Origin of the sequence: Microbispora amethystogenes, assembly GCF_016863015.1 — a bacterium.
Classification (GTDB): domain Bacteria; phylum Actinomycetota; class Actinomycetes; order Streptosporangiales; family Streptosporangiaceae; genus Microbispora; species Microbispora amethystogenes.
Genome location: NZ_BOOB01000063.1, coordinates 1 through 26138, shown reverse-complemented (window position 1 = coordinate 26138; position 26138 = coordinate 1). Strand labels below are relative to the sequence as shown.

Sequence of the window (26138 nt, the reverse complement as noted above, 5' to 3'; positions counted from 1 at the left end):
CGGGGCGGCTGACGAGGTGCGGCGGGTCTGTCCCCGCTGCCGGGCGGCGACGGGCAAGGCCAGGGGCCGGCCCTGGCAACGGACCTCCCCCCGGCAGTGAACCCGGGCCGTTAACCCGGGCCGTGAAGCGGCGGCTGTAACCCGCGGTCGTGAACCCCGCCGGGGTCCGCCTCCGTGACCTGCGGAGGCCTCGGTGGCGCATTCTTTTCCTTGACCGCGAAACGCCTTGACTCGACGGCGCATCACCCGGAAATAGCCTGACATTTCACGGGATTGCCACGTCGAAGGGGCGGATATGTCACCGCGCACCGATCCCATCCTCGACTGCCCGATCGACCAGGTCCCGGACGGCCGGGAGTTCGTCGAGGCCGCCATGCGCTGGCATTTCAGCCCCGAGACCGGCTCGCCGTTCTGGCTGGAACGGGCGAAGACGCTCGGCTTCGACCCGCGTGCGGACGTGCGCTCCTTCGAGGACCTGCGGCGGTTCCCCAACGTCGCCAACGAACTGCGCGAGGTCCGGGTGGAGGACCTCATTCCCCGCGGGTACGGCCCGGACGCGGCGGTGGTCGGCGTGTACGAGAGCGGCGGCACCACCGGCCCGCCCAAGCGGGTCGTCGTCCTGCGCGACTGGCTCGACCGGTTGCTGCTCCGGCTCGAACAGGATCTGGAGGCCAGGGGCTACCCCGAGAGCGGCAACTGGCTGTCGCTCGGCCCGACCGGGCCGCACATCTACGGGGAACTGGTCCGCCGGCAGGCCGAGCGGCGCGGCGGCATCCGGCTCGCCGTCGACATGGACCCCCGATGGGTGAAGAGGAGCATCGCCGAGGGCCGCGCCGAGGAGGCGGAACGGTACGCCGAGCATCTGATCGACCAGAGCGCCCACCTCCTCCGGACCCAGGACGTGCGGGTCATGGTGACCACCCCTCCGCTGCTTACCCGGCTGGCCCGCAGGGACGCGCTGGTCAGCCTGGTCAACGAGAAGGTCTCCGTGATCAGCTGGGGTGGCGCGCACATGGATCCCGACACCCACTACCTGCTCCGTACGGAGGTCTTCCCGGGCGTGAAGCTGTACGGCATGTACGGCAGCACGATGATCCTGGGCGGGCTGCCCGAGCGGGTCGTCCCGCCGGAGCAGGACGTGATCGTCTTCGACTCCTTCTCGCCGTACATCGCCTTCGAGGTGGTCGACCCGCGGACCGGGGAGAGCGTGCGGATCGGCGACCGCGGCCAGGTCGTGATGCACCACGTCAGCAAGAGCTTTTTGCTGCCCAACAACCTGGAGCGCGACCTGGCCACCCGCGTGGCCGCGCCGCCGGGCCAGACGGGCGACTCCGTGGCCGACGTCGGGCCGCTCCCCACGTTCGAGGACGAGCCGGTCATCGAGGGGGTGTACTGATGGACGAGCCCATCCAGCTCGACGCCCTCGGCGCGGGCGGGCCGTACCGCAGCCGGAGCCGGCTGCCCATCCGCGAGCTGGGCGGACTGCTGATCGCGGAGCTGAGCCTGGTGCCGCGCCTGTTCGTGCAGCGGACGATGGCGGCCCTGCGCCGGGCGCGGACCATGCCTGCCGACGAGCGGGCGGCGGCCCTCACCCGCGCGGGACGGCTGTTCGAGACCGGCGTCGTCGGCGACCTCGGCGCGGAGGAGTACCGCCACATCGTCAGCCGCGTCTCCGGGATGCCGATCACCGTGGTCCGCTCGGCGGCGTCCGGCATCGCCCACCGGGCGGGCGAGGCGTACCGAACGACCCGGTACGCCCGGCCCGAGGGCGCGGTGGACGACTGGCGCGACCCGCTCACCCGCACCGGGCAGGCGGTCTGGACCCGGCGCGGCGACGTCTTCGCCGTGCACGCCGCGGGCAACCACCCGGGTGTGCACACCCTGTGGCTGGAGGCCCTGGCGATGGGCTACCGGGTCGCGGTGCGCCCCTCCCGGCGCGAGCCGTTCACCCCGCACCGCCTGATCACGGCGCTGCGCGAGTCGGGCTTCGGCGAGGACCAGGTCGTGCTCCTGCCGACCGACTACAGCGTGGCCGACGACGTCATCAAGGACGCGGACCTCGCGATGGTGTACGGCGGCGAGGAGGTCGTGAACAAGTACGGCGATGACGTGCGGGTGCTGCCGCAGGGCCCGGGACGGTCGAAGATCCTGCTCACCGAGGACGACTGGGAGCGCCATCTCGGCACGATCGTCGAGTCGGTCAGCGCGTTCGGCGGGACGGCCTGCGTGAACACCACCGCCGTCTTCGTCGCCGGCGATCCCGCGCCCGTCGCCGCGGCCGTCGCGGAGCGGCTGGCCGCGATCCCGAGCCTGCCGCCGGAGGACGACGCCGCGGTGCTGCCCGTCCAGCCGGTCGCGGACGCGCGGGCCGTGGAGAAATACCTGCTCGACCACGTGGACGGCGCGACGCCGCTGCTCGGCGGGGGCGGGATCGTGCACGACCTCGGCGACGGCAGCGGGGTGCTGCGCCCGGCGGTCTTCCTGGTGGACCGGCCCGACGCGCCGCAGACGGGCATCGAGCTGTCGTTCCCGTGCGTGTGGTTCGCGCCCTGGAGCCCGGACGACGGCGTCGGGCCGCTGCGGAACACGCTCGTGCTGACCGCCATGACGCGGGACGACGACCTGGTCGACCGCCTGGTGGACGACCCGTCGATCAGGAACGTCTACCTGGGCGACGCCCCCACGTTCTGGATGCCGCAGTGGGTGCCGCACGACGCCTATCTCGGCGAGTTCCTCATGCGAACAAAAGGCGTTATCCGCGCTTAAAAATGTGGAAACCGCCCAGTAGATTCTGGGCATGCACGGCAGATCCCGCTGGCTGCGCCGCCTCCTGTGGACGCTCGCCGTCGTCGTGGTGCTCGGCCTGGCGGCCGTCGGCGGCGCCGGCTGGTACTACTCCGGCCTCGTGATCGACCCGGTGCACGAGGCCGGCTATCCCCTGGAGGTCACGGCCGTCCACGGGGACGAGGTCACGATCAAGGGCGGCGCCGACACGGCCTCTCCCGGCACGTACGGCCTGACCTGGGCGGACGGCAACGCGCTGCTGGGACAGACGACCGCGGCCGGGGCGGGCACGGTGACCAGGAAGGTAACCCGGGTCGTCCGCGGCGAACTGCGCCCGGGCGTGCGCGCCTACCTCGACCGATGGCTGTGGGGGCACGCGACCCCGGCCGCCGCGGGCGTGCCGTACACGGACGTGACGATCCCCTCGCCGCTCGGCGGTTTCCCCGGCTGGCGCACCGAGGGCGTCTCGGGGACCTGGGTGATCGCGGTGCACGGGCGCAACGGTGGCCCCGGAGAGGCGCTGCGCGTGCTCCCGGTTTTCCACAGCCTGGGGATGCCGGTGCTGGGCATCACCTACCGCAACGACGAGGGCGCCCCGGCGAGCCCGGACGGCAAGCTCCACCTCGGCGCCACCGAGTGGCGCGACGTGGCCGCCGCGATCACCTACGCCCGGGGGCAGGGCGCGACCGGGATCGTGCTGTACGGCTGGTCGATGGGCGGCGGCATCGTGCCGATGACCGTACGGAAACTCCCCGGCGAGCCGGTCAAGGCGATGATCCTCGACAGCCCGGTCGTCGACTGGCGGTCGCCCATCGCCCTCGGAGCCGAGCAGATGGGCGTCCCGGGCTTCCTCGTGACGGTGGGCGAGTGGGTGGTCGAGCGGCGTACCGGCCTGTCGTTCGACGACGTGGACCACCTGCGCCACGCCCGCGAGTTCAGGGTCCCGACCCTGGTGTTCGTGGACGACGACGACGCGACGGTGCCGCCCGGTCCGGCGCTGCGCTTCGCCGAGGCCCGGCCCGACATCGTCAGGCTCGTACGGACCGCCGGGGGCGGGCACACCGGATCGTGGAACGCCGACCCCGCCCGCTACGAGCGGGAACTCAAGGAGTTCGTCACATCCCTGTGACGGTGGCCGCGGCGGCCGGCCTGTGCAGGAAGAGCATGCTGGTCAGCAGGCCCACCAGCACGAGGGCGGCGTTCACCGCGATGGCCGTCTTCAGGCCGCCGAGCATGGCGACCGCGCCGGTCCCGGCCATCGCCGACGTCGAGATCGCGCTCATGATCGGGGTGCCCATGGTGATGCCGACCTGCTGGGTCATCGTGGCGAGGCCGGTCGCCAGCCCCTGCTCGTGGTCGGGCAGGCCGGACGTCGCGGTGACCATGAATCCGACGATGACCAGCATGTTGCCCACGCCGCCGGCGAAGGTCGCCACCAGGAGCAGCGCCATCGAGGAGCGCGCGTCCCCGAGCCCGAGCAGCGCGGCGGTGAAGGCGGTCTGGATCAGCCCGCCGGCGATCAGGGTGGAACGGGTGCCGATCCGGCCGATGACCCTGGGCGCGATCGAGCCGCCGAGCACGGTGCCGAGACCGAGCACGCCGAACGAGAGCCCCGCCCCCAGGGGCGAGAAGCCCAGCACGTTCTGCAGGTAGAGGGTCAGCAGGAAGACCAGGGAGGTCTCCGTCACGAACGCGATGAGCCCGGCGACGTTCCCCCAGGCGACCGTACGCCTGCGCAGCACCTCCAGCGGCACCAGGGGCGCGCTCACCCGCGACTCGACGAGGCAGAACACCACCAGCAGCAGGGCGCCCGCGGCCAGGGGCAGCAGCGCTCCGGCCGTCGCCCAGCCGTGCTCTCCGGCCTGCGTGAGGCCGAAGATGACGGCGAGCAGGCCGAGGGTGACGCTGATCGCTCCCGGCATGTCCAGCCTCGGCCGGCTGCCCGGCCTCGACTCTCTGATCAGGACGGGCGCGGCGACGAGGACGAGCAGGGACACCGGCACGTTGATGAAGAACGCCCACCGCCAGGAGAGCAGGTCGGTCAGGAGCCCGCCCAGGATGGCGCCGGTGGTGAATCCCGCCGACATCAGGGCGCCGTTGAGACCGAGCGCCCGCTCGCGCAGCGGACCTTCCGGGAAGGACGTGGTCAGCAGGGAGAGCCCGGCCGGAGTGACCGCGGCGGTGGCCAGGCCCTGGAAGACGCGGGCGACGATCAGCGCCTCCGGGCTCTGCGCCAGGCCGCCGAGCAGCGAGGCCGCGCCAAGGACGGCGAGCCCGCCGAGGAAGACCCTGCGGCGGCCGAGGAGGTCCGCCAGCCTGCCGAACAGCAGGGTGAAGCCGGCGGCGCAGAGCGCGAACGCGGTGGCGATCCACTGGAGGTGCGCCAGCGAGAATCCCAGGCCCGCGCCGATGGCCGGAAGGGCCACGTTGAGGATGGAGAAGTCGACGGCCAGCATGAACTGGGCGGCGAGCAGGATCACCAGCACCAGCAGCGGCCGGGAGGTGAGCCGTTGCGGCGTGCCCGGCGAGGCGGCCGGGGCCGCGGCCGTTTCGGAGGTCGACATGAGCGTGAGGGCCTTCCTCTCGACAGGTTCGATGAGAAAAGGCTCAATCGCCACGGGAGTGCCGACCAGAACCCGGCCTTGGCGCGCATTCGCGAGGGTAGTCATTTCATGACCAGGCTCACGCTGGCGGTACGGCCTTTCCTGACCGCATGATGAATGACGTGGACAGGGCGAAGGAACTCGGCGACTTCCTCAAGAGCCGGCGAGCCGGGCTGCACCCCGAGGAACTCGGACTGAAGATGTACGGCACGCGCCGCCGGGTGGCGGGGCTGCGCCGTGAGGAACTCGCGATGCTCGCCGGCATGAGCGTCACCCACTACACGCGGCTGGAGCAGGGCCGTTCGGAGGGCGCCTCCGACGCGGTGCTCGACGCGCTGGCCCGCGCCCTGCGGCTGGACGAGGACGAGACGGCCTATCTCAAGAGCCTCGCCCGGCCTTCGGCGTCCGTACGACCGGCCGCGCACCGTCCCGAGCACGCGAGCCGTTCCGCACGGCGGCTGCTGGAGTCGATGGCGGAGGTGCCCGCGCTGGTGCTGGACCGCAGGAACGACATCCTGGCCTGGAACCGGCTGGGACACGCCCTGATCGCCGGTCACCTCGACCCGCACGCACCCGGCGACCCGGCGGCCCGGCCCAACCTCACCCGGCTGCTCTTCCTCGACGGGCACTTCCGGGAGCTCTACCGGAACTGGGCGGAAGAGGCCACGCTCGCCATCGCCTCCCTGCGCCTGGTCGCCGGCTACCACCCCGACGATCGCAGGCTGGCCGAGCTCATCGGCCTGCTCGTCATGCGGAGCGAGGAGTTCGCCACCCGCTGGGCCCGGCATCCGGTGCGGACGTGCACCTCCGGGACCAAGTGTTTCCATCACCCGGTCGTCGGCGACATGGAGCTGTTCTTCGAGAACCTGCTCATTCCCGGCAGCTCCGGGCAGCGCATCATCGCCTACAGCGCCGAAACGGGCTCGCCCTCCGAGGCCGCGTTGCGCCTCCTCAGCCTTTCCACCCCGGAATTCGAAACGCCGGAGCCGGAAGGCGCCCGGCTCAACGCGCCGAACCATCCGCGCCCGGCCCTCTGAATTTGTTTGCGACATCGCCGGGCAGAGCCGGGTCTGGCTCACGAACCTCACGGAACGGCGGCTGGAGGAGCTGCTCGAACTCGTGGTCATGCACGCGAGCTCCCGGGCGACGGTGACCTGCATGAACGACCGCCTGCGCGCCTGACGATCCGGCGGGGTGCTTCGTCACGTCGCCGCGACGCCGGGGATCACGACGGTCATCGAGCTGTCGACCAGGGTGAAGCCCAGCCGCTCGTACACGCGCCTGGCCGGGTTCCCCTCGGTCACGGCCAGGCCCAGCCGGTCCCATCCCGTGGCGTACGCCCTCTCGCGGACCGCGGCCAGCATCCGGGCGCCGAGGCCGGACGGCGTACGGCCGGGGTGCCGGAACACCTCGGTCACCCAGGCCAGGTCGCCGAAGCGGTTGACCAGGACCCCTCCGGCCACCGTGTCGCCCTCGTCCACAGCCAGGACGCTGCAGGGCAGGAGCTCGCCGAGGATCTCCCCCGCCAGCAGCGGGGCGAGCTCCTCGCGCAGCGCGGTGGCCCCGTCCCGCGGCCGGTGGTCCACGTGGCCCGGCGGATACGCCGCGCGCCAGGCCGGGAACACGTCCTCCGGTGCGCGGTCACAGGGGACGAACCGGAAGCCCTCGGGCGCGGCCGCGTCCGCCGGCGGCGCCGTACGCAGGTCGCAGGTCATCTGGTGGGCGTGCCGCCTCAGGCGGGCGCCGTGTGCGAGCAGTTCCCGGCCGAGATCGGGCGGCCCCGCCACGGCCCATCCGGACAGCTTCTCCAGGATGACGCCGGCCGCGTCCGGGCTCAGCACCTCCACCTGGTCGGCGCACGGCAGGCCGTACCTCTCGCCCTCGGTGTAGCTGATCGCCGGGGAACCGTCCGGCCCGGCCAGAGTCACTCGTCGCACGGAGCAGAGGGTCGCGCAGCATCCCCTGGTCGGCAACCCTTTTTTCCGGAGCAGGCCCTCTTCCTCCGCGTCCCGCCGGAGCACGTCCGGGAGAACGTCCGGGAGAACGTCCGGGAGAACGTCCGGGAAAAAGACGGCGCGGCCGGGAACAACCTGCCCCGGCTCGTGGTTTGATGAAGCGTGGCCGGTGTGCAGGTGTCCCCGGGCCTCACCTAATTTGCCTTCGCGGACTACCGTTCGGCTGGAGCCGCGTTGTGCCTTTCGCCGAGAGGCGACCCGGCACCGGCACCACACGTGCGGGACCCCGGCAGGAGATCCTCCTGCCGGGGTCCTGGCGTGTTCCGGGAGCACCGGCCGTCCGATGGGAATTGTCGGTGGCGGGTGCCACGATGCGCTCATGGCTGAACCGGATTTCGAGTCGATCTCCTCGTACTGGGACGCGGCGGCGGACACCTTCGACGACGAAGCCGATCACGGGCTTCGAGACCTCCGGGTCCGCGCCGCCTGGGCGGGCCGGCTGCGCTCCTGGATGCCGCGGCCCCCGTCCGACGTCCTCGATCTGGGCTGCGGCACCGGCTCGCTGACGCTGCTGCTGGCCGAGCAGGGACACCGGCCCGTGGGGCTCGACCTCTCGCCGAGGATGGCCGAGGCGGCCCGTCGCAAGCTCGCCTCGGCGGGCTTCGCGGTGACCGTCCTCATCGGGGACGCGAGCGCCCCTCCCGCCGCCGCCGGCGCCTCCTTCGACGTGATCCTGGCCCGGCATCTGATGTGGACCCTGCCCGCACCGGAACGCGCGCTCCGTACCTGGATGGGCCTGCTGCGCCCGCACGGGCGGCTGATCCTGATCGAGGGCAACTGGCAGACCTCCGACGACGGCCCGCCGTACGTCGCCGGAGCCCACGCGCTGCCGTGGCTCGGCGGAGTGAGCGCCGGGCCGCTCCTGGACGCGCTCCGGCCGTACGCCGCGAGCGTGCGGGCGGAGCCGCTGACCGATCCCGTGCTGTGGGGCAAACCGATCCACGACGAGCGCTACGCCGTCATCGCCCACCGCTGACAGGTGGGGTGGGAAAACTCGCAACACCGAAAGCGTAATAGTGCCGGAAACGCCGAACGCATCGTCTCAGGCAGGGTGGGGCAAAACGCGGGCCGGTCATCCCTCGGTTCAATGGCACGGATGCCCATCAGGTCCTACGGAATTCCGCCGGGAACGGCGCGGGAGGGGTCAATTCGCCTGGACGGGCTCTGGCTGGGGTGCCAAGGATTGAGATGCAACCCGATCGCTGATCGGAGAGGAGTATCTCTATGCACGGCACTCGATTCTCATTACTGCTGGGTCCGGCAGTCCTTACCGCGGTATCGCTCTGGCCGGCCATCGCATCGGCCTCCACCGTCCACCCGTCCATCCACCCGTCCGGCCACCTGGCCGCCGCCGCGCTGAGCGTGCCGCGGGCCGAGGAGCCGGGCACCGTCGGCGAGGAGTCGGAGGAGGCGGCGCAGCAGAGCGCACGCGCGTACGAAGAGAGCGGGTACGGGCGGGAGAGTGAAAGCGCCCTGGAAAGCGGATCGAGCAGTTCAAGCGGTCCGAGCGAGGAGTCCGAGGAGTCCGAGGAAGCCGAGGAAGCCGAGTCCGGCGAGGCGAGCAATCTCGCCCTCTACTCGCGGCCCTCGCTCCGGTCCTCGCTGAGGGAGTCCTCACTGCAGGAGTCCTCGCTGAGTGAGTCGTCCCTCAGCAGTCCGTCGCTCAGGAGTTCCTCGATGCGCGAGGCCTCCTACAGCCGTCCGCTCAGCTACCGGACGATCACCTACCAGCGGCCGGTCACCCAGATGCGGATGGTGACGGAGAGCCGTCCGGTCACCTACACGCGGCAGGTCACCTTCCAGCGTCCGGTGTCCGAGACGCACATGGTCACCCGGATGCGCCCGGTCACGGAGACGCGCCAGGTCAGCTTCCAGCGACCGATCAAGCAGACGCGGTTCGTCACCGAGAGCCGCCCGGTCACGCAGTACGTGTCCTACCAGCGGCCGATCAAGCAGACGCGGTTCGTCACCGAGAGCCGCCCGGTCACCCGGTACGTCAGCTACCAGCGGCCGGTCGTGCACTACGTCACCGAGAAGAAGGCGATAACCGAGCAGCAGACCTACCAGCGCCCGATCACCGAGACGCGGTACGTCACCGAGAGCCGCCCGGTGACCAGGCAGGTCAGCTTCCAGCGGCCGATCACCGAGACGCGGTTCGTCACCGAGAGCCGTCCGGTCAGCTACACCCGGATGGTGCCGGAGAGTCACCCGGTGACCACCACGCACATGGTCAGCGAGAGCCGTCCGGTCAGCTACACGCGCATGGAGACCTTCCAGCGCCCGATCGCGGAGACGCGCTACGTCACCGAGAGCCGGCAGATCGCCTACCGGCCGTCGCTCGGCTCCAGCTCGTCCAGCGACGACTGCTAGTGAGTGAGAGATGAGCCCGGCGCGTCACCGGCCGGGCGAACGAAGGGCACGGGCCACTGCCGCCCGTGCCCTTCCACCTGTCCGTGCGGACTCGCCTGTCAGCCACCGCCGTTGAAGTCGCATCCATCGACAACCCCGTCGCCGGAACCCAACCGGGCGAAGCCGTCTCTTATGCACGCCTCGTCGATGACATTGGACACGCCGGGCAGCCGGCTCGCCGCCCGCGCCACGGCCGCGTGGTCGGCGCCGGGAGTGAGCCGCACCCGAAAGGACTCCGGCATGTCCTCGACCGTGACCACCTTCAGCAGCCTGGGGTTCGTCTCGCTTCTGCGGAAGTTCTCGAACGCCTTCCGCCGGTCCTCGAACTCAACCCCTGCCACGTCGGGACGGGCCGCCATCACCTGCCTGACGCGTTCCTTTTCCCTCTCGGTGGCGGCGCCCTTCCGGCAGCCGCGGTAGGGGGAGGTGTCACCGCAGAGGTAGATCGAGACCTGCAACGTGGGCGACGCCGATGTGACGCCCACACCGCTCGTGGAGGGCGCCGGGGACGGGTGCGCGAGCCGTACCACGGTGAACGCCGTCGCGGCGACCGCGACCGCCGCCGCCACGGCCGCGGTCCCAGCCCCCCTCCGCCGTGCGGCGCGCGGCGCCGGCCGCAGGTGGTCGAGGCCGTCGTCCGGCACCGTACGCGCGCGGGCCGCCATGGCGTCCCGGAGCCGATCCTCGATGGTGCTCATGCGTCCTCTCCCAGTTCGCGAAGGAGCCTGGCCAGGGCCCGGGCGGTGGTGGACCTGACGGTGCTCGGCCCGATGCGCATGATCTGGGCGATCTCAGACTCGGCCAGGTCGAGGTAGTAGCGCAGGACGAGCACCTCCCGCTGCCGTCGGGGCAGCCGCGCCAGCGCCAGCAGCACCTCTCTGCGCGACTCCCCGAGGAGTGCGGCGGTCTCCGCCGAGTCGGCCAGGTCGGAGCTCCGCTGCGTACGGCGCAGCATGACCGCACGGCGGCGCAGCACCGACCGCGCCCCGTTGAGCACACAGGTCCGCAGATAGGCGAGTGTCAGGGCCAGGGGCCGCCGCCGGCCCTGCAGCCGGGCGAAGACGTCCTGCACCACGTCCTCCGCCGTCTCCAGGTCGCCGACGAGCAGCACCGCGAGCCGCACCAGGCCGACCCGGTGCTCGCGGTACAGCCCCGCCAGATCGGTCTCGGGAGGCGGCGCGGGCGGCGCGAGCGCCGTCAGCCGTAGGGATTCACGATCCATGCAGTGTGAACGCGCATCCCCGCCGATCCGCTGCTCGCGTGTTTCCGGCCCGGTACGTGCGAAGGCCCCTCCGGATGATCCGGAAGGGCCTCGCGCCTTCGGAACCTCGCGTCACGCCTCGCTGGCGTGGGCCGCCAGGATGCGCCAGCCGTGCTCGTCGGTGTGCACCCAGGTGCGCGTGTAGCGCAACCGGCCGCCGAACGGCACGCCCGCGAACTCACCCTCCAGCGTGCCGAGGAAGCAGGTCACCCCGGTCGTCCCCGAGACGAGGACGGTGAGGTCCTCCTGGACGACCTTCTTCATGACCTGGGTGCGCGAGCGGTGGTTGTGCAGGTCGAGCTCCTTGGCCTCCGGGTACAGCCGCCCGTCGGGAGGCCCGGTGAAGACGAGCCGCTCGTCGAGCAGCCGGTCGAGCTCCTCCACGTCACCGTTGAGCTGGGCGTTCTGCAACCGCCGCTCGGCCTCGTACAGCTCGTCCAGAAGAGTGCCTGCCATGTCGGTCCTCTCCGTCGTGGCGTGTCTTCGACGGCACAACGGTAGTCCCGAAGGCTTCCGGTTTCAGCGGATCACTTCCCGGTGTCCGGCTTGCTCCCGGGTGTGCAGTAGGGGCAGAACGGCTCGCGCTGCACGCAGACCTTCACCGCGTCGCTGTCGTTGGCCGGGTCGAGGTCGAGCTCCTTGCCGCCGACAGTGGCGGTGTTGATTGTCTCCCCGACAGCGGTGGCCTTCGCCCGGACGACCAGCGTGGCCGTCGCGCCGCTGGCCAGCGTTCCCACGGTCCACGTTCCACCGGCGTACGTGCCGGTCGACCGCGTGGACGACAGGAAGGCGAGGTTGGCCGGCAGGACGTCCTTGACGGCGACGCCGGTGGCGTCGTTGGGCCCGGCGTTGGCGACCGTGACGCGGTAGATGACGGTCTCGCCCACGGTGACCTCGGTCTTGTCCGCGGACTTGACCACGCTCAGGTCGACGGCCGGGTTGACCTCGGTGACAGCGTCACCGCTGATGGAGGTGAGCGTCTCGGGCTCGGGGCCGAGCCGGTTCTCGTAGGCGACCGCGCCGCTGTTGACGACCTGCCTGCCCGCGACCGACCGGCCGACCTTGACCCGGAACTCCACGGTGGTGCCGTCCGGCAGCGTGGTGTCGTTGGCCAGCCGGCCCCCTGCCGTGCCCGTGGCGCCGTCTCCCAGCCTGAACGAGACAGCACCGGTGGCGGCGTCGAACTCGGCCCGGTCGTCGCCGGCCTGGTCGGTCATGGCGCCGCTGCCCGGGCCGCCCACTACGCGGAGCGAGCCGGGCACGTAGGTGGTCCCGGCCGGGACCTTGTCGGTGAGCCGGACGTTCTGCGCGACGTCGCCGCCCTTGTTGACGGCGGTCAGCCGGTAGGTGATCTCTGCACCGACGTTCACCGGCCCCTGCGGGCTCGCGGACTTGGTGACGACGACGCACGGCGGGGTGCCGAAGAAGACGTCGTCGAGGAAGTTGCCGACCGACGCGTTGCCTCCGGCGGCGGAAATGGAACGGAAGGCGAACCTGGTGGTCGTCTGCCCGGGGGGCACGGTGTAGCTGCCGTGGTAGGCGCCCCATTTCCCGGTGCCGTCGGACATGGTCCCCTGCTGGGCGGGGCCCGAGGGAGCGCCGATGTCCAGCGCCATCTGGTCGGTGCCGAGACGCCCGCGGTGGGACAGCCGCCAGTACAGCTTCTGGCCCGGGGTCGTCGGACGGTCCTGATAGAGGGTCGAGACCTGGTTGGCGTTCAGCTCCGCGAACTGCGCGCCCTCGACCGCCGGAACGTTCATCCGGGGGCTCCAGATCTCGATCATGTGATCGGTGGCGGTCGTCCGCCAGCCCGGCACCGCGTTCGGGTTGTTCTGCGAGGCGTCGGGGAACGGAGCCCACGTCCCGGCGACGACGGGCTTCTCGAACCCGCCGTTGACCAGCGCCACCTGCTCGGGACACGACGCGGGGTTCGGCGCCGCGGCCCGCTGCGCCGCCGCGGCCCCGGCCTCGGCACGGGCGGCCGCGGCGTCGGCCGGGACCGCTCCGGACAGCGTCAGGGGGACCGCCGCCGCCACCAGGGCGGCGACGGGGTAACACATCCTGCGGATGTGCCTCATCATGGGGATCCTCTCGTCGGCGGTAACTCACCAGGCCGTACGACCGGCGCTGGCACCGAGCGAGAGACTCACCCGGAGAGCGCGGGTGAGGTGGGCTGACACGTGCGGCCGTGCCAACAGTTGGCCGGATCTTGTTTTCTGCCGACCCTGTTCAGGGGAGATCTGGATCTAGGTCGAGGCCCCCCGCGGCCAGAACCGGACCGAGAACTGCTCCCGCGGATCCGCTTCGTCATCGCCGCGCGGACTTCTCCGGTCTCCGGGTAATGATCAGGCGAAGCGTACAGACGGTGGAGGTGGAGGTGGCTCAGCGGGCGGCGCGCACGGTCTCACGCGCCGAGCGGGCGAGCTTCTCGTCGAACGGCCGGCCCAGCTCACGCGCGAGCTCGATGGTCCGGCCGAGCAGCGCCAGCGCCTCATCACAGCGGCCCGCCGCGCGGCACGTCTCGGCGTAGGCGTGCAGGACATCGATCTCCAGCTGTACCTCGGCCAGCGGTTCCAGCAGCTCGAAGGCCCGCCGGTGGTGTTCGAGCGCCTTCTCGGGTGAACCCGTGATCCGCAGCGCGACACCGAGACAGTTGTGGCACCACGCCTGGTTGTGCCGAAGATTGTGCTGCTCGGACAGCCGCAACGCGTCATGCAGCGTTCGCAGCGACTCCGCCGGGTCGTCCGCTGCCAGCGCGAGACCGAGGGTGACCAGCCCGGTGATCCGTGCGGGCCCTTCCGCCAGGGCGACGGATGCCCGGGCGAGTTCGACGGCTTCGCCGCGCCGCCCGAGGTGAAGTGTCACCCATCCGTCGAAGGCCAGCGCCTGGGACTGCCCCGCGTGGCGCCCTATCCTCTCGAACAGCTCGCGTGCCCGCCGGAAGTGCGCCTGTGCCGCGTCGAGGTCGCCGAGATCCCGGCGCACCATGCCGATACGCAGCGCCAGGGCGGCCGCGATGTCGTCGTCCGGCCCCGACTGCTCGGCCAGTTCATAGGCGGAGAGCGCCTCGGTGATGCGGCCGGCGGTGGCACGGACGTAGCCGAGGTCCGCGAGCAGCGAAGCCCGCTGCCGGTCGCGGCCGAGACGCGCCGCGGCCGTCGCGGCGGCTTCGAGCATGCGTGCCTGGTCATCGGTTCCGCGGTGCCGGAAGAACCAGACCCGCATGGCCTGCGGCAGCTCGGCCACCACCTCGTCCATGCCGAGGCGTACGGCGGCGTCGAAGCAGGCCACCAGGTTGACGTACTCGAGGTCGAACCAGGCCATGGCCCTCGCGGGATCTCCCGGCGAGGGTTCCTTGCGGTGCGGCGAGGGCAGGGCTCGATCGTTGGCGACGGCCTGCGCCAGATAATGCGCCAGGACCCGGCGCAGGCCGGCTTCGGCCCGCGGCTCCTCGTCGGCGGCGATGGCTGCCGCGTACTGCCGGATCAGATCGTGCATCCGGTAGCGCCCGGGCGAGGGCTCCTGGACCAGGTGGGCGTCGACCAGCTCCTCCAGCGCGGCGTCGGCCCGGTCGGGCGGCATGCCGGTGAGCGCGCCCGCCACCGCCGCGTCGAAGTCGGCGCCCGGCAGCACGCCCAGCAGCCGGAACATGCGGCGCTGGACCGCGTCGAGCTGCTGCAGCGACATTCCGAACGCCGAGTCGAAGCGGCCGGGAGTGGCGCGCAGCCGCTCGGCCAGCACGGCCACCGTCCAGCCCGGGCGGTGGCGAAGCCGCGCGCCCGCCATCCGTAGCGCCAGCGGGAGCCCGCCGCACTGCCGCAGCACCTGGTCGACCGCTTCCTCTTCGGTGAGCGATAGCCCGGCCGCCCGGCCGAACAGGTGCACCGCGTCGTCGTCGGTCAGCGGCTCCAGGGAAACCGGCGGCACTCCGTCCAGGCTGACCAGCCGGTGTCGGCTGGTGACCAGGACCGCGGACTTCCCCGCGCCGGGGAGCAGCGGACGCACCTGCTCCGCGTCGACCGCGTTGTCGAGCACGACGAGAATCCGCCTGCGGGACAGCTCCGACCGCCAGAGCGCCGCGCGATCGGCGGTGCCGGCCGGGGGATGCGTGACGTCCAACGCGCCCAGTAGCCGGCCCAGCGCGGCGTGCGGCGCCAGCGGTTCCTGACCCGGGGTGAAGCCCTGCAGGTCGAGATAGAGCCCGCCGTCCGGATACGCGGGGACGAGCCGATGGGCCACATGCACGGCCAGGCTGGTCTTGCCCACGCCCGCCATGCCGTCGATCGCGGCCGCGCCAGTGGTGCGTAGCAGCTCTTCGACCAGCGCGGACTCCGCTTCTCTGCCGGTGAAGTCGAACAGGTCGGCCGGCAGGTCGTTGCGGCGTCGGGCGGGCGCCGCGCCTGCTTCGGTCGCCTCGGCCCACAGCGCGCGCAGTGGCCGGGGATCGCGTCCCACGGCCCGGCACAGCGCCACGACGGCCTCCCATGGCGGCACGAGCCGGCCGGTCAGATATCGCGACAACGACGAGCTGCTCAGATTCGTCTGGCGGGCAAGCGCGCGCAGGCTGAGCCCGCTCAGCTCCTTGATCCGGGAGAGCTGAGCCACCAGTCGCTCCTGGGGGCTGGACACGTGCAACACCGTACCCGTCCCGGCCCACGCGGACGGATCGGCAATGCGTTCGCGCAGCTCAACCGGGTTATGCCTGTCCCACGGTGTCCCACGGACCAGGCGGGCCCCGGCACGCCGATGGTCGGATAGCACCTGTCGGAAACACCCACGACGAAGGAGAAGCGATGTCGACCGAGCGCATGCCGAACCCGGCGGCTTTGATCCCCGAGGCGATGGAGGCCCTGATGGCGGTCAACAAGGCCATCGCGGGTGCCGGAGCGGACGGCAAGCTGCTGGCGCTGAGCCACCTGCGGGCCAGCCAGATCAACGGCTGCGCTCCGTGCGTGGCCGGGGGCGTCCACCAGGCCCAGCGGCACGGGGTGACCGCAGACCAGGTGCACGCCGTCGCCGCGTGGCGGGAGACTCCGTGGTTCAGCGACGAGGAGCGCGCCGCGCTGGCCCTGACCGAGGCCGTGACCCGGCTCGCCGACCGGGCAGACCCGGTGCCGGACCAGGTGTGGGACATGGCCGCCAAGCACTTCGACCAGAAGGAGCTGGCCGCACTGCTGCTCAACATCGCGATCACCAACGCCTTCAACCGGCTCAACGTGCCGACCCGCCAGCAGGCGGGCACGTGGTGACACCGTTCCCGATCAGCACCGCCCCAAGCCGTACGTCGCAGAAAGAGGAAGTCGTCATGTCGAACACCAGGAAGACCACCGCCGCCGAGGGCCAGAAGCACGACGGTTTCACCGTAGAAGAGCGCGACGCGATGAAGCAGCGCGCCAAGGAGCTGAAGACGAGCGCTCGGCGGGGCGCCAAGGCCGACACGGAGAGCGAGGTGCTCGCGAAGATCGCCGAGATGGCGGAGCCCGACCGGGCGATCGCCGAGCGGTTGCACGCCCTGATCAAGGCCGGCGCGCCCGACCTCACGGCGAAGCTGTGGTACGGGATGCCCGCGTACGCCCGCGACGGCAAGATGATCTGCTTCTTCCAGCCCGCGGCGAAGTTCAAGGCCCGTTACGCGACACTCGGCTTCAGCGACGAGGCGGCCCTCGACGAAGGCACCATGTGGCCGGCCTCGTACGCCCTCACCGAGATCACCGCCGACGTCGAGGCGAGGATCGGCGCGCTCCTGAGGCAGGCGCTGAGCTGAGGATCGGGCGCCGGTCTAGTCGGGAACCGGGCCCAGCCCGAGAACGGCGCGCAGAGCGTTCTCCAGGTCGGTGGCGCGGTCGAAACCGCCGGCATGGCCAGTGAGAAAGGCGAAGCTGTAGCCGGCGGCTCCGGCATAGTTGCCGCCTAGGCCGCCCATCCCGTAGTCGTCACCCTCGACGCCGAAGCCCAGCCCCCAGCTCGCCTGTGCCCCGAAAACCGCGTCCATCCCCGAGCACTGGGCGGTGGTGGCCTCGGCGAGCAGGTCGGCTGACAGCAGCCGCGGCAACGCGGAGTAGAACCCGGCGGCCGCGCGGGCGGTGCCGTGGCCGTTGACAGCGGGGATCTCGGCGGCCCGCCAAGTGGCGGAGTTGACCACAGCCGGGTCCTGGGCACCGAGCGGATTGCCGATCGCCCGGTGGTAGAGGCCGGGTTTGCCGTCCAGCGCGGCGGCCCGGAAGGCTGGGGTCAAGCCGGTCAGCTCGATCGCCCGTGCCTGTTCGGCGGGGCCGAGGCCGATGTGAAAGTCCAGCTCGTGTGGGCCGCAGACCTCTTCGGCGAGAAAGCGGCCGAGCGTCCGCCCGTCGGTGCGCCGGACCAGTTCACCGACCAGGTGCCCGTAGAACAACGCCGACTCGCCGTGCGCGGTGCCCGGCTCCCACGACGGCTCCTGCGCGGCGAGAAGCGCGCACAGCCGTTCCCAGTCGTAGAAGGTCTCGGTGGGCACCGGTTTGTCCAGTGCCACCACGCCGGCCTGGTGCGACAGGACATGTCGTACGGTCGCCGGCGCCGTGAACTCGGGCCAGTAGCGCTGCATCGGGGCGTCCAACTCCAGCACGCCCCGATCCACGAGGAGCAACGCACAGACCGCCGCGAACGGTTTGGTCACGGAGTACGGCATGACGATGCTGTCGCGTGACCAGCCGGGTCCTCCCCACAGGTCGACGATCCATCGGCCGTCCAGCTGGGCGGCGACCGCTGCCCCCGCTCCTCCGGCCTGCCGCTTCAGCACATCGGCGAAAACGTCCCGTACCTGTTCGAAACCCGATTCCACCGTTCCGCTGACCACGGCCACTCACCCTAGGAGCGGAGGTCAGCCGGAGGCAATCGGGATTCGGTCACGACAGATCGGCAATGCACGTCCCCCACGCAGATACACACGCAAAAGCCCTCGGGGGCGGCCATCGGCTGAGGGCGACGTCTCCCAGGAGGAGGATGTCCCGACCGCGGAGAATCACCCCAGAGGGGGACATGGAATCAAGGACCGCTTTGACGACCGGGAAGGGGGACCACTTCTACCGTTCGATCCATGAATTTCAACACGAACTCATTCCGCCGCACGGCAGCCGGGGTTGGTCTTGTCCTCGCCGCCCTCGCATTCCCCGCCGCGGCACAGGCGGCCACGACGCAGACCTCCGCCGCGACGGCCAGCAACACGCCCCAGCTGTACGGCATCTACTCGACGTCGGACGCATGCCTGCGTGCGGCTGCCGAATACACCGCTGCCGGGAAGTCCGCTGTCTGCCGTCCGAGCAGCATCTATGCGAGGCCGCCCCTCTGGATGCTGTACGTCTCGTAGACCGCATCGAGGTAGAGGTAACCGGTGACGGTTGCCGCCGAGCTGCCGTATGAAACGCGAGAGGCCCTCCCGGTGGTCCGGGAGGGCCTCTGAGCTGGAGCCGCCTAAGGGAATCGAACCCTTGACCCCTTCATTACGAGGAAACTCGAACCCTCGTTTGACGTTGCTCGGCGTCCGATGGGCGTGCCTGGGCGGTGCGGTGATGTCCGCCAGGGTCCGCCGTCGTGCGCTCCGGTCGTCACGCAGTAAGTCACGCGGTCACATGAGAGCTGCCAGGGTTGCCCACAGCGTCGCAAGGCTGTCCCCACCCGCTTTCCAAGTCTGCGGGATCTTCGTCTGCAGCCGTACGAAACCTGCCTTGACCAGGGAGCCGGACCCGCTACGTACGTCCGCGAACTGGGCCGTACGAAGGTGAACTGAGCGAGAAGCGCCGAACCGTGTTTCAGCCAATCACTCACCGCGCCGACTGTCAGCGTCCCCTTCCTGATCCAGAGGAGACGCCGTCTCGGCCGACGACGGCCTGTTCATAAGTCGAGCAACTTGTCGTCCTGATCGAGCAGTCAGAATTACCTCAAGCATGCTTATTACCGAGATCAACCCCGTACCAGCTGCCACCCACTTCAGGGAAGGATCTTTCGCGGCCTTGTCTAATACGACCAAAACAGAGACCACACCAAAGAAGGTTGCAAATAATATCGCAAATGCACAGTTCACAACTGTGCCGAGAATGTTTTCGTGGATGTAGGCCTGATATGCATTGGGATCTTTCTTGTAATTGTCTATTTTGGCCTTAAATTTCCGATCGCGAGCTATTCTCTTCACTGCGGCTCGCTCGCTCCGCTTTGCTATGTAGCGTTGAAATGCAGGAGTGAAGATGTTTGCGAGAATACTAAGTGGGATGCTGAGCAGGAGCCCCAGCCATAGACCTGCATCTGCCATGAGACGAGACTGTAGCGGTTTCAGGACCGTTCCACATCTGACATCTATGGACAAAGCTCCAGATGTGGAGACAGCGTCCTATTTGTCCTGTGTGAAGGCTGCTGTAACACTTTTCGGTTGATCATGATGGCCGTCATCGTGATCCCGACCGGGCTCTCAGGCTCCAGTACTTGCCCTTGCTCACACCGCCCCGCTCAGACCACACCCGTTCTCCGTTGAACAGAATGGTCAGCCCTTGTCCCCATCGGAGAACAAGTTCGCCAACTCCAAGCTGGCCCATGAGCCGCTTGGCCACGAGCAAGTCACCCCTGGCGTCACGAGTGCCGGCATAACCCTTCAGGGCTGACACCACCCCAGGGCAGCACAGTATGAGACGACGCCCATAGCCGTCCCAATTCGTATGGGTGTAGTCGGCCGCCTGAGCAACCCATCGGGTGTACGCATTTAGGCCAGGATCGTAGAGGGTGCGGCCGGTCCTGACGGCCTTGAACTCGATACCGAAGGCCACATCAGGGGCCTTCCACTGCGAGAAGTCGCGAGGCCAAATCATCGCGTCGATCCGGAGTCTGACGCCTGTGCAGTGAGTGCCGGAGACTTCCTGATCAACCCAGAACCACGGTTCCAGGCGTTCCAGGACACGGTCTGCGAGTTCCTTTTCAGAGGAAAATCCGTTCAGGGGAAGTTCAGCTTCGTACGATCCCGGACCTGCGCCTCTCGGTAATTCGGCAAACGGGTTGGGTTCGCCAGCTAACGGGCGAAACTGCGGTAGGTAGCCTGCCGTGTCTGCCCTGCGGATCGAGTCGCCCATGAACGTAGTGTCACCGACATGGTCCACAACGTCTATGTCTCATCCGGACGCCCAAGCCGAAATCCCCAAATGTTCTCAGCCGCTTTTCGGGGCGCGCTACGCGCAGGGATCGTACGACTATCCGGAGGGGCAGCCGATAGCCAGGTGTTGCTGGGCTCAACCCGCCTCCCCATTGACGTAAAACCATCCCAGAAGGGATGTGTACAGCATCGTCATAAGGGGCGCCGCCGTCCGGCCTGCGATCGAGACCCGAAGGTCCTTCGTACGCTCATCACGCACCACCTTCCCCTTCTTGTCTCGCTTCTGGTCCTGCTTCCGGATGTACGAGACGTGGGGGAGAAGTATGCAGATCAGCGATACAGCGATCATCAATGCGGGAGTCGAGTTCAATCCAGCACCACTACCAGCATCGTATCCCGCTGCTCTTCCCGCGTGTCCAGGGGAAATGAAAGAGGCCGAGGGGACACGATACGGGCCACTGTCCCTCGACTGCCCCCCTTGGTCCTCGACGTTTTCGCAGCTCAGCCGGGGTTCGGGGACACCGGAGACACGGGGGACACTCATAGGGCAGGCACTAATTCAGCTACCCGTGTCGTTGAGCGCACTCGTCTGTCTCGTCACGGGTTCCGTGCAGACCTGGGGTTCTTCCGCCTCTTAGACCAAGCGGCTTGTGAAACCGGCAGCTACCAGCCGTTGGAAGGCGGCATCGACCTCATCCGGGTATGGCTGCTCGACAGCGAACCCCTTCTGGGCGTACTCCGTGATCCGCTGAGTGTCACCGACCAGCATGTTGATCACGCGGTCTACATCTCCGATGCTCGCCACGTAGTCGTCAAGGGAGAGGGGAAGCGACGCGCACCTGACCTCAATCTCAGGCCACAACCTCTTGCACGTCGCGTAGGCACGTCGCTGCTGGTAGGGCCGTGAGATGAGAACCGCCGACTTAACAGCGATCCCGTGCTGCTCCAGAAGGGCGCGGGTACACGTGAAGTTCTCCCCCGTGTTGGTCGCGCGAGGCTCGACCAGGATGTCATCGGCAGGGACGCCCAGTTCGACGGCATGTTCCTTGTAATGGACCGCCTCGCCACGGGGAAACCGGCTTACCGTCGTGGGGGCGTTGGCGCCCGTGAACACGATGAGCGGGAACATCCCCTGCTGGTAGAGATCAGCGGCGTATGTTGCCACACCGAGGTCATGACTTCCAAGGCCGATGCCGATGTCTGAGGGACGAACGACGTGGTGCATGTTGTGGTAGTCCCACAAGGTCTCGACGTCGGCCCGGAGGGCGTCGGGCACAAGAGCAGTGGCGGTCATGACCCCTTCCTCTCCTCAGTCCGGAATCTTGAACGTGTAGGACCACGCGAAGCGGGACGCAGCGTGGACGCCCCGAGCGAATTCGACCAACTGGCCGTCTCGTGTGAAGGTGCGCCGTTGAAGAACCATGACCGGTTCGCCGGCAGGCAGTTGAAGGGTCTCCGTCTCGTCCGGCGTCGGCATGCGCGCGTGAACCGTCTCCGTCATGGTGTCCGGCTCCAAGCCCTGAAGGGTCAGGACTGCGAAGCCTCCCCCGCGGCCAGCGGGACCGGGCGTTGGGTCTACGAGTGGCGTCCCCTGCACATCATCGGGCCGGTAGTAGCTCGTCAGGGTATGCGTCGGTGAGTCGCCCTCTTTAACGAGCCGTGCTCGCTCGTAGACCTGTGAGCCCTCAGAGAGGCCGAACGCTTCGGCCACTTCGGCGTCCGCGTCGACCAACCGGACCGTCTGCGTCTGGTCAGTCGGGCTCCAAGCGCGCCCGGATGCCTCACGATCGGCAGCGAACGCGACGAGGCCGAACTTCCACTTGCTCTTGGCGTACCGCTCGATGCCCAAGCGCTTCATCGGGGGACGCTCCCGGACGACAGTCCCCCTCCGTCGTACGGGTGTGACGAGCCCTTCGGCTTCCAGCAGCCGGACGGCCTGGCGAACGGTCTTGATGTTGACGCCGTACTGCTCGGCGATCTCCTCCTGCTTCGGCAAGGTCTCCCCCGCCGGATAGTCACCCCGTTGGATGCCCTCGCGAAGGACTTCGGCCAGCTCACGGTAGCCGACAGCCATGTGATCCCCTCCACTCCAAACCCACCCAATAAGGGTAGCGCTATCGATCCTGCAACGCCGGAGCGAGAAATACAACCAGCTCTATTGACATCGCTCCTCGCCTAGGAGCTAATAGAGCTAGCCCTAACGGGCCGCCTGTCGAAGGACCTGGAAGGCGGCCAACTGAAACAGCCGGAGTGCGGCCAGTCGCCAAACAGGAACCGCACCCCGGCGCCCCTCAAGAGAGGTGTTCTCATCATGACCTACGGGTCCCAGACCTGCCGGAGCGTGGCCCGATGACGGCCGACGCTCTGACCGCTCTGTTCGGCGGTGAGGAGCCGGTGGCGCTGTTGGCCACGGTTCTCGACGCCGGACCGGCCTGTGAGGCGGCTGACGCCGACCTGTTCACCGGCCCTGACACCGACGACGAGCCCGACGAGGCGCGGCAGGTCCGAGAGGCCGCCGCCAAGGCCATCTGCCGGACCTGCCCGGCGCGGCCGGCCTGCCTCAACTACGCCCTGACGGCCCGTCCGCGTACGGGCGTCTGGGGTGGCTACGCCGCCGAGGAGATCAACGCGGCTCATCTGCTGCGCCTGGAACTGCCGCCCGTCCTGGGAGAGGTGGCCTGATGACCTCGCAGAGGACCTACACGCATCCGGACGTGTTCGGTAAGGGCGTCGAAGAGGGGTGGGCCGACCCGTGCACCGACCCCCGGGAGATCGACTGGGCGGCCCGTCAGGCACGGGCGGCCATCCCGTTCCGCGTGGTCGACGGCCGCCCGGTCAACCCCTACGCCCCCACGGGCATTCGCTACGGCCGCAACGAGCTTGGGCACTGGGGCGAGCAGGTGGCCGCGGACGCGGTGGTGACCGCCACCGACGAATACGGCTTCCGCTGGCTGGTCATGGCGAGCGCGGCGACGGGCACGGGTGGGCGCTGCCGGGCGGCTTCGTCGAGCCCGGAGAGGACCCGGCGGCAGCAGCGGTCCGCGAACTGGAGGAAGAGACCGGCCTGACGCTCACCGGGGCGTCCTGGCAGGTCCTTCCGGCCCGGTACGTGCCCGACCCCCGCGCCAGTGACGAGGCGTGGATGGTGACCGTACCGGCCAGAGCCGACCTGCACGTCATGAGGCGCAGAGACTTCCCGGTTCCGGTCGGCGCCGACGACGCCCGCCGGGCCGCGTGGGTGGCGGCCGGCAGCTACCCCGCTGCGGTGGCCGCCCTGGCGATGGCCTACGGGGGGCATGTCTTCGCCGCTCACCGGCCGATGCTGGCCGAACTGCTCGGATCGGGCCTGCCGGAGGTGACCCGATGAGGCGCTTCCGCTGCTCTGAGTGCGGCCAGCGCTCCGCCAGCGTCATCGGCTGCCGCCGCTGCGGCACCTCGACCGGCCGTCGCCTCCAGCTCTGCCCCCTGCACGGGGCGACCTGCCGCCCGGGCTGCCGGGCCTGCCGTACCCGCTTCCGCGTCTCGTCCGACTGACTCTGAGGAGAGCGACCCATGACCCGTTGGGAGTACTGCACCCGCGCCCGCCTCAGCGAGGCCGACCTCAACGCGCTCGGTGCGGACGGCTGGGAGCTGGTCTCGACCGTCTACAACTCCGACCGCATGTTCACTGTCCTGTACTTCAAGCGCCCCGCCGGAGGGGACCGGTGAGCCGCATCCGCGCCCGCTTCTGGGACCCCTCCGGCAAGCGGTACGGCATCCCGACCTGGCCCTGGCGGATGGCCCCCGCGCACCTGCTGACCCGCCGCCAGCTCACCGCCGCCGGACTCCGGCCCGGCGGGCAGGGCGTCCAAGCCCAGATCCTCTGGGCGTCCCGCCGGCACGGCGCCCCCGGGGTCCGCGCCGCCTACCTCTACGACGTCCGCTTCGCCCTGCCCAAGCGGACCGCCACCCCCGCCCAGCTTGACGCGCTGGCCAAGGCCAACGCCGCCCGCCGGACCTGCCCCGAGTGCCGTAGGGACGCCGGTTACGTCCTGCCCCGCCACCTGGGCACCTGCCTGGACTGCGCGGAGACCCCTACTGACCTGAAAGAGGTGGCCTGATGAGCCCCACCACCCCTAACCCCAACCCCGAGCCGAGCCCCGAAGAGGTCTCCCGGGGACTGGCCGAGATCGAGCAGCACCTAATGCGGACGGCCCCGACCGCCCCCGTCCCGCACCCCGGCCGCGCGGTGAGCGGGCAGGACGTGGACGGCGTGGCGGGGGAGACCCGCCGGGTTCGCCAGCTTCGCGCCGAGGTGGCCGAGGCGCACCTGTTGGCCGGTCTGCAGGACGACGACGCCCCCCTGTTGCTCGACTCGACCAGGGTCCGCAAGCGGCGCAAGGCCGCGCACGAGGCCGCCCGTCTGCACGAGCTCGACCAGGACCCGGCCATGCGCGCCTGGCAGGCCGCCCGGATGCGCCGCGCGCTGGTGAGCGCCGCCCTGGTCTCGCTCACGCTCGCGCTCGCCTGGTCAACCGCGGGCGTGCAGTCGTTTGCAGCTGACGGTGCCGAGCCGTGGTCGCCCGCCTGGGTGTTCGCCTGGCTGGTCGAGCCGTTCATGTCGTTGGCCCTGCTGGTCGTCGTCGGCGCCCGCGCCTACCTCGGAACGCGCGGCACGCCGCTCAACCACCCGAAGCTCGTCCGGATCGAGTACCTGTTCCTGGGGCTGACGCTCGGCATGAACGCCTGGCCGCACCTGCCGTGGGCGCTGCCGCAGGGAGAGTCCTTCTCCCTGTCCCGGCTGGTGCTGCACATCCTGGGGCCGGTCGTCGCGGTGGCCGTCGTGACCGCCCTGCCGATCATCCTGGCCGCGTTCGCCGCCCTCGACCACACCGCCAGCGGGCGGCTTACCGGCCTTACGTACGGCGCAAACGCCGATGATCCGGTAAGGGAGACCGGCCCGGACGTGACGGCTCTGATCGAGCGGGCGCGGACGCTGATGGCGACCGGAGAGCTTCCGTCCGACCCCAGCGCCTACCGCTTGCGGCGCGTCCTGCGCTGCGGCATGGACGACGCCCGCGCCGTCCGTGACGCCCTCAACCCTCCCGCCACCAACTAGGCCAAGGAGCCACCCGCCATGTTCACCTTCGCCCTCATCGTCAGCCTCGCGTGTCTGGCCGTCCCGCTGTCCATCTACCTGCGTATGGTCTTCACCCGCCGGCGCACCATCGCCCAGATCCACGCGGCCATGTCCGAGCACCGCCGGACCTGCTGCGAACCCCGCATCGGCCAGCACATCGAGCAGGACACCGAGGTGGGCTGATGGCCACCCGCCCGACCTGCCCCGGCTTCCCGAACACGACGCAGGGCGCGACCTCATCCGCCAAGACTCCGGCCGCGCCCTGCCACCCCGCCCGCTACGTGACGCACGAGGTGACCTCATCATGACGCACCACCCCTTCGAGCCCGACGACAACCACCCCGACACCACCCCCGACCAGCCCGGGGAGACGCCGGGCGGGCAGGTCGTCCCGCTGGACGAGCGCCGCCGCGCCCGCCAGGCCAGCACCGACCAGCCCGCCGAGACGCCCGAGCAGGCCACGCCGGTCGCCCGGCGGAGCGCCGCCCGGGACACCTCCTACGAGATCGAGCTGGACGATGCCCCGCCCGCCGACACGGCGCCGGTCCCGGTGGACCTGCCGGCATCGGTCGCCCCGGCTCCGGTGCCGGTGGAGGGACGGCGCCCGATCCTCCCGCCCGGCTTGCAGCCGGGGAACCTGTCGGCCACCGCCCGCGACACGCTGGGCCGGTCGGCGCACGTGGCCGCCTTCCACGCCATCCGCGCCCCCTGGTACGCCGCCCAGACCCTGGTGTGGGCCATGATTGGCCTGTTCCGCCTGGCTGGCCGTCAGGTCCGGTGGTGGTGGGTCAACGAGCAGTACACGCTGCTCCAGCAGGCCGCCACCGACAACGACCCC

At 69.9% G+C, this 26138-nt stretch carries 30 protein-coding genes and 1 pseudogene; 19 read left to right on the top strand and 12 right to left on the bottom strand.

From position 1 onward, the window contains the following. Positions 1 to 295 precede the first annotated feature (295 nt). Genes Mam01_RS33390 through Mam01_RS33380 form a run of 3 tightly spaced genes read left to right on the top strand, consistent with a single transcriptional unit; the run spans position 296 to position 3913 of the window. Entirely contained in the window at positions 296 to 1396 is a 1101-nt protein-coding gene (locus Mam01_RS33390) for an acyl-CoA synthetase family protein (protein WP_204289160.1), read from the top strand. Beyond that, positions 1396 to 2766, top strand: coding sequence for an aldehyde dehydrogenase family protein (locus Mam01_RS33385; protein ID WP_204289159.1), 1371 nt, complete (start codon positions 1396 to 1398; stop codon positions 2764 to 2766). Before Mam01_RS33390 ends, Mam01_RS33385 begins: the two co-directional genes overlap by 1 nt. Before the next feature lie 31 nt (positions 2767 to 2797). Beyond that, positions 2798 to 3913: an alpha/beta hydrolase family protein gene (locus Mam01_RS33380; protein WP_204289158.1), complete on the top strand. Its 1116-nt coding sequence runs from the start codon at positions 2798 to 2800 to the stop codon at positions 3911 to 3913. Here Mam01_RS33380 and Mam01_RS33375 read toward each other — a convergent pair. Then, complete coding sequence (locus Mam01_RS33375) at positions 3900 to 5348, bottom strand: MFS transporter (protein WP_204289157.1); 1449 nt, start codon at positions 5346 to 5348, stop codon at positions 3900 to 3902. The genes Mam01_RS33380 and Mam01_RS33375 overlap by 14 nt on opposite strands. Positions 5349 to 5500: 152 nt before the next feature. On the opposite strand from Mam01_RS33375, the gene Mam01_RS33370 reads away from it, so the two are divergent. Together Mam01_RS33370 and Mam01_RS37885 are read left to right on the top strand one after the other, a co-directional pair. Next, positions 5501 to 6424, top strand: a complete 924-nt coding sequence (locus Mam01_RS33370; protein ID WP_373868740.1) for a helix-turn-helix transcriptional regulator — start codon at positions 5501 to 5503, stop codon at positions 6422 to 6424. 13 nt (positions 6425 to 6437) lie between these two features. Further along, positions 6438 to 6557: pseudogene (locus Mam01_RS37885) on the top strand (IS701 family transposase); the annotation flags it as partial. Positions 6558 to 6589: 32 nt separating this feature from the next. Here the strand turns inward: Mam01_RS37885 and Mam01_RS33365 are convergent. Next, positions 6590 to 7324, bottom strand: coding sequence for a GNAT family N-acetyltransferase (locus Mam01_RS33365; protein ID WP_204289155.1), 735 nt, complete (start codon positions 7322 to 7324; stop codon positions 6590 to 6592). A 397-nt stretch (positions 7325 to 7721) separates the two neighbouring features. On the opposite strand from Mam01_RS33365, the gene Mam01_RS33360 reads away from it, so the two are divergent. Continuing rightward, positions 7722 to 8378, top strand: a complete 657-nt coding sequence (locus Mam01_RS33360; protein WP_204289154.1) for a class I SAM-dependent methyltransferase — start codon at positions 7722 to 7724, stop codon at positions 8376 to 8378. A 248-nt stretch (positions 8379 to 8626) separates the two neighbouring features. Next, positions 8627 to 9772 (top strand): hypothetical protein, encoded by a 1146-nt coding sequence (locus Mam01_RS33355; RefSeq protein WP_204289153.1) that lies wholly within the window; start codon positions 8627 to 8629, stop codon positions 9770 to 9772. A 98-nt stretch (positions 9773 to 9870) separates the two neighbouring features. Here the strand turns inward: Mam01_RS33355 and Mam01_RS33350 are convergent, their stop codons facing one another. The 5 genes from Mam01_RS33350 to Mam01_RS33330 all read right to left on the bottom strand — a co-directional run bounded on the left by Mam01_RS33350 (position 9871) and on the right by Mam01_RS33330 (position 15701). Continuing rightward, entirely contained in the window at positions 9871 to 10509 is a 639-nt protein-coding gene (locus Mam01_RS33350; RefSeq protein WP_204289152.1) for a permease-like cell division protein FtsX, read from the bottom strand. Beyond that, positions 10506 to 11033 (bottom strand): sigma-70 family RNA polymerase sigma factor, encoded by a 528-nt coding sequence (locus Mam01_RS33345; protein WP_204289151.1) that lies wholly within the window; start codon positions 11031 to 11033, stop codon positions 10506 to 10508. Before Mam01_RS33345 ends, Mam01_RS33350 begins: the two co-directional genes overlap by 4 nt. Positions 11034 to 11144: 111 nt before the next feature. Beyond that, positions 11145 to 11528, bottom strand: a complete 384-nt coding sequence (locus Mam01_RS33340) for a nuclear transport factor 2 family protein (RefSeq protein WP_239101814.1) — start codon at positions 11526 to 11528, stop codon at positions 11145 to 11147. Positions 11529 to 11599: 71 nt separating this feature from the next. Next, positions 11600 to 13153 carry a DUF11 domain-containing protein gene (locus Mam01_RS33335; RefSeq protein WP_204289150.1) on the bottom strand — a complete coding sequence of 518 codons (1554 nt, stop codon included), beginning with the start codon at positions 13151 to 13153 and terminating at the stop codon, positions 11600 to 11602. A 301-nt stretch (positions 13154 to 13454) separates the two neighbouring features. Further along, entirely contained in the window at positions 13455 to 15701 is a 2247-nt protein-coding gene (locus Mam01_RS33330) for an ATP-binding protein (protein WP_204289149.1), read from the bottom strand. Positions 15702 to 15865: 164 nt separating this feature from the next. On the opposite strand from Mam01_RS33330, the gene Mam01_RS33325 reads away from it, so the two are divergent. Together Mam01_RS33325 and Mam01_RS33320 are read left to right on the top strand one after the other, a co-directional pair. Then, positions 15866 to 16321 carry a carboxymuconolactone decarboxylase family protein gene (locus tag Mam01_RS33325; protein ID WP_239101813.1) on the top strand — a complete coding sequence of 152 codons (456 nt, stop codon included), beginning with the start codon at positions 15866 to 15868 and terminating at the stop codon, positions 16319 to 16321. A 56-nt stretch (positions 16322 to 16377) separates the two neighbouring features. Beyond that, complete coding sequence (locus Mam01_RS33320; RefSeq protein ID WP_204289148.1) at positions 16378 to 16836, top strand: iron chaperone; 459 nt, start codon at positions 16378 to 16380, stop codon at positions 16834 to 16836. Between the two features lie 15 nt (positions 16837 to 16851). Here Mam01_RS33320 and Mam01_RS33315 read toward each other — a convergent pair whose 3' ends face one another. Further along, complete coding sequence (locus tag Mam01_RS33315) at positions 16852 to 17904, bottom strand: serine hydrolase domain-containing protein (RefSeq protein WP_204289147.1); 1053 nt, start codon at positions 17902 to 17904, stop codon at positions 16852 to 16854. Between the two features lie 240 nt (positions 17905 to 18144). On the opposite strand from Mam01_RS33315, the gene Mam01_RS33310 reads away from it, so the two are divergent. Continuing rightward, the gene (locus tag Mam01_RS33310; protein ID WP_204289146.1) at positions 18145 to 18414 is read left to right on the top strand and encodes a hypothetical protein; all 270 of its coding nucleotides are present in this window, start codon (positions 18145 to 18147) and stop codon (positions 18412 to 18414) included. A gap of 450 nt (positions 18415 to 18864) precedes the next feature. Here the strand turns inward: Mam01_RS33310 and Mam01_RS33305 are convergent, their stop codons facing one another. The 4 genes from Mam01_RS33305 to Mam01_RS33290 form a co-directional block, all read right to left on the bottom strand. Next, a complete protein-coding gene (locus Mam01_RS33305; protein ID WP_204289145.1) occupies positions 18865 to 19353 on the bottom strand; it encodes a hypothetical protein in 489 nt (162 codons plus the stop codon). Between the two features lie 133 nt (positions 19354 to 19486). Beyond that, complete coding sequence (locus Mam01_RS33300; RefSeq protein WP_204289144.1) at positions 19487 to 20161, bottom strand: hypothetical protein; 675 nt, start codon at positions 20159 to 20161, stop codon at positions 19487 to 19489. 654 nt (positions 20162 to 20815) lie between these two features. Continuing rightward, on the bottom strand, positions 20816 to 21475 hold the full coding sequence (locus Mam01_RS33295; protein ID WP_204289143.1) for a YdcF family protein: 660 nt from the start codon (positions 21473 to 21475) through the stop codon (positions 20816 to 20818). A gap of 15 nt (positions 21476 to 21490) precedes the next feature. Further along, a complete protein-coding gene (locus Mam01_RS33290; protein WP_204289142.1) occupies positions 21491 to 22255 on the bottom strand; it encodes a GntR family transcriptional regulator in 765 nt (254 codons plus the stop codon). A gap of 275 nt (positions 22256 to 22530) precedes the next feature. On the opposite strand from Mam01_RS33290, the gene Mam01_RS33285 reads away from it, so the two are divergent. The 9 genes from Mam01_RS33285 to Mam01_RS33255 all read left to right on the top strand — a co-directional run. Beyond that, a complete protein-coding gene (locus Mam01_RS33285; protein WP_204289141.1) occupies positions 22531 to 22863 on the top strand; it encodes a WhiB family transcriptional regulator in 333 nt (110 codons plus the stop codon). Continuing rightward, positions 22863 to 23249, top strand: coding sequence for a hypothetical protein (locus tag Mam01_RS37095; RefSeq protein ID WP_239101822.1), 387 nt, complete (start codon positions 22863 to 22865; stop codon positions 23247 to 23249). The genes Mam01_RS33285 and Mam01_RS37095 overlap by 1 nt, the downstream gene beginning before the upstream one ends. Then, the gene (locus tag Mam01_RS33280; protein ID WP_239101819.1) at positions 23171 to 23548 is read left to right on the top strand and encodes an NUDIX domain-containing protein; all 378 of its coding nucleotides are present in this window, start codon (positions 23171 to 23173) and stop codon (positions 23546 to 23548) included. Before Mam01_RS37095 ends, Mam01_RS33280 begins: the two co-directional genes overlap by 79 nt. Before the next feature lie 185 nt (positions 23549 to 23733). Next, positions 23734 to 23889: a DUF4177 domain-containing protein gene (locus Mam01_RS33275; RefSeq protein ID WP_204289140.1), complete on the top strand. Its 156-nt coding sequence runs from the start codon at positions 23734 to 23736 to the stop codon at positions 23887 to 23889. Then, the gene (locus Mam01_RS33270) at positions 23886 to 24281 is read left to right on the top strand and encodes an RRQRL motif-containing zinc-binding protein (protein ID WP_204289139.1); all 396 of its coding nucleotides are present in this window, start codon (positions 23886 to 23888) and stop codon (positions 24279 to 24281) included. Before Mam01_RS33275 ends, Mam01_RS33270 begins: the two co-directional genes overlap by 4 nt. Next, positions 24281 to 25279 (top strand): hypothetical protein, encoded by a 999-nt coding sequence (locus Mam01_RS33265; RefSeq protein WP_204289138.1) that lies wholly within the window; start codon positions 24281 to 24283, stop codon positions 25277 to 25279. Before Mam01_RS33270 ends, Mam01_RS33265 begins: the two co-directional genes overlap by 1 nt. A gap of 18 nt (positions 25280 to 25297) precedes the next feature. Continuing rightward, complete coding sequence (locus tag Mam01_RS33260) at positions 25298 to 25483, top strand: hypothetical protein (RefSeq protein ID WP_204289137.1); 186 nt, start codon at positions 25298 to 25300, stop codon at positions 25481 to 25483. Then, positions 25483 to 25608 (top strand): hypothetical protein, encoded by a 126-nt coding sequence (locus Mam01_RS37475; protein WP_275409123.1) that lies wholly within the window; start codon positions 25483 to 25485, stop codon positions 25606 to 25608. Before Mam01_RS33260 ends, Mam01_RS37475 begins: the two co-directional genes overlap by 1 nt. Then, positions 25605 to 26138, top strand: a 534-nt coding sequence (locus Mam01_RS33255; protein WP_204289136.1) for a hypothetical protein, incomplete at its 3' end; no start/stop codon positions are given. The genes Mam01_RS37475 and Mam01_RS33255, both read left to right, overlap by 4 nt.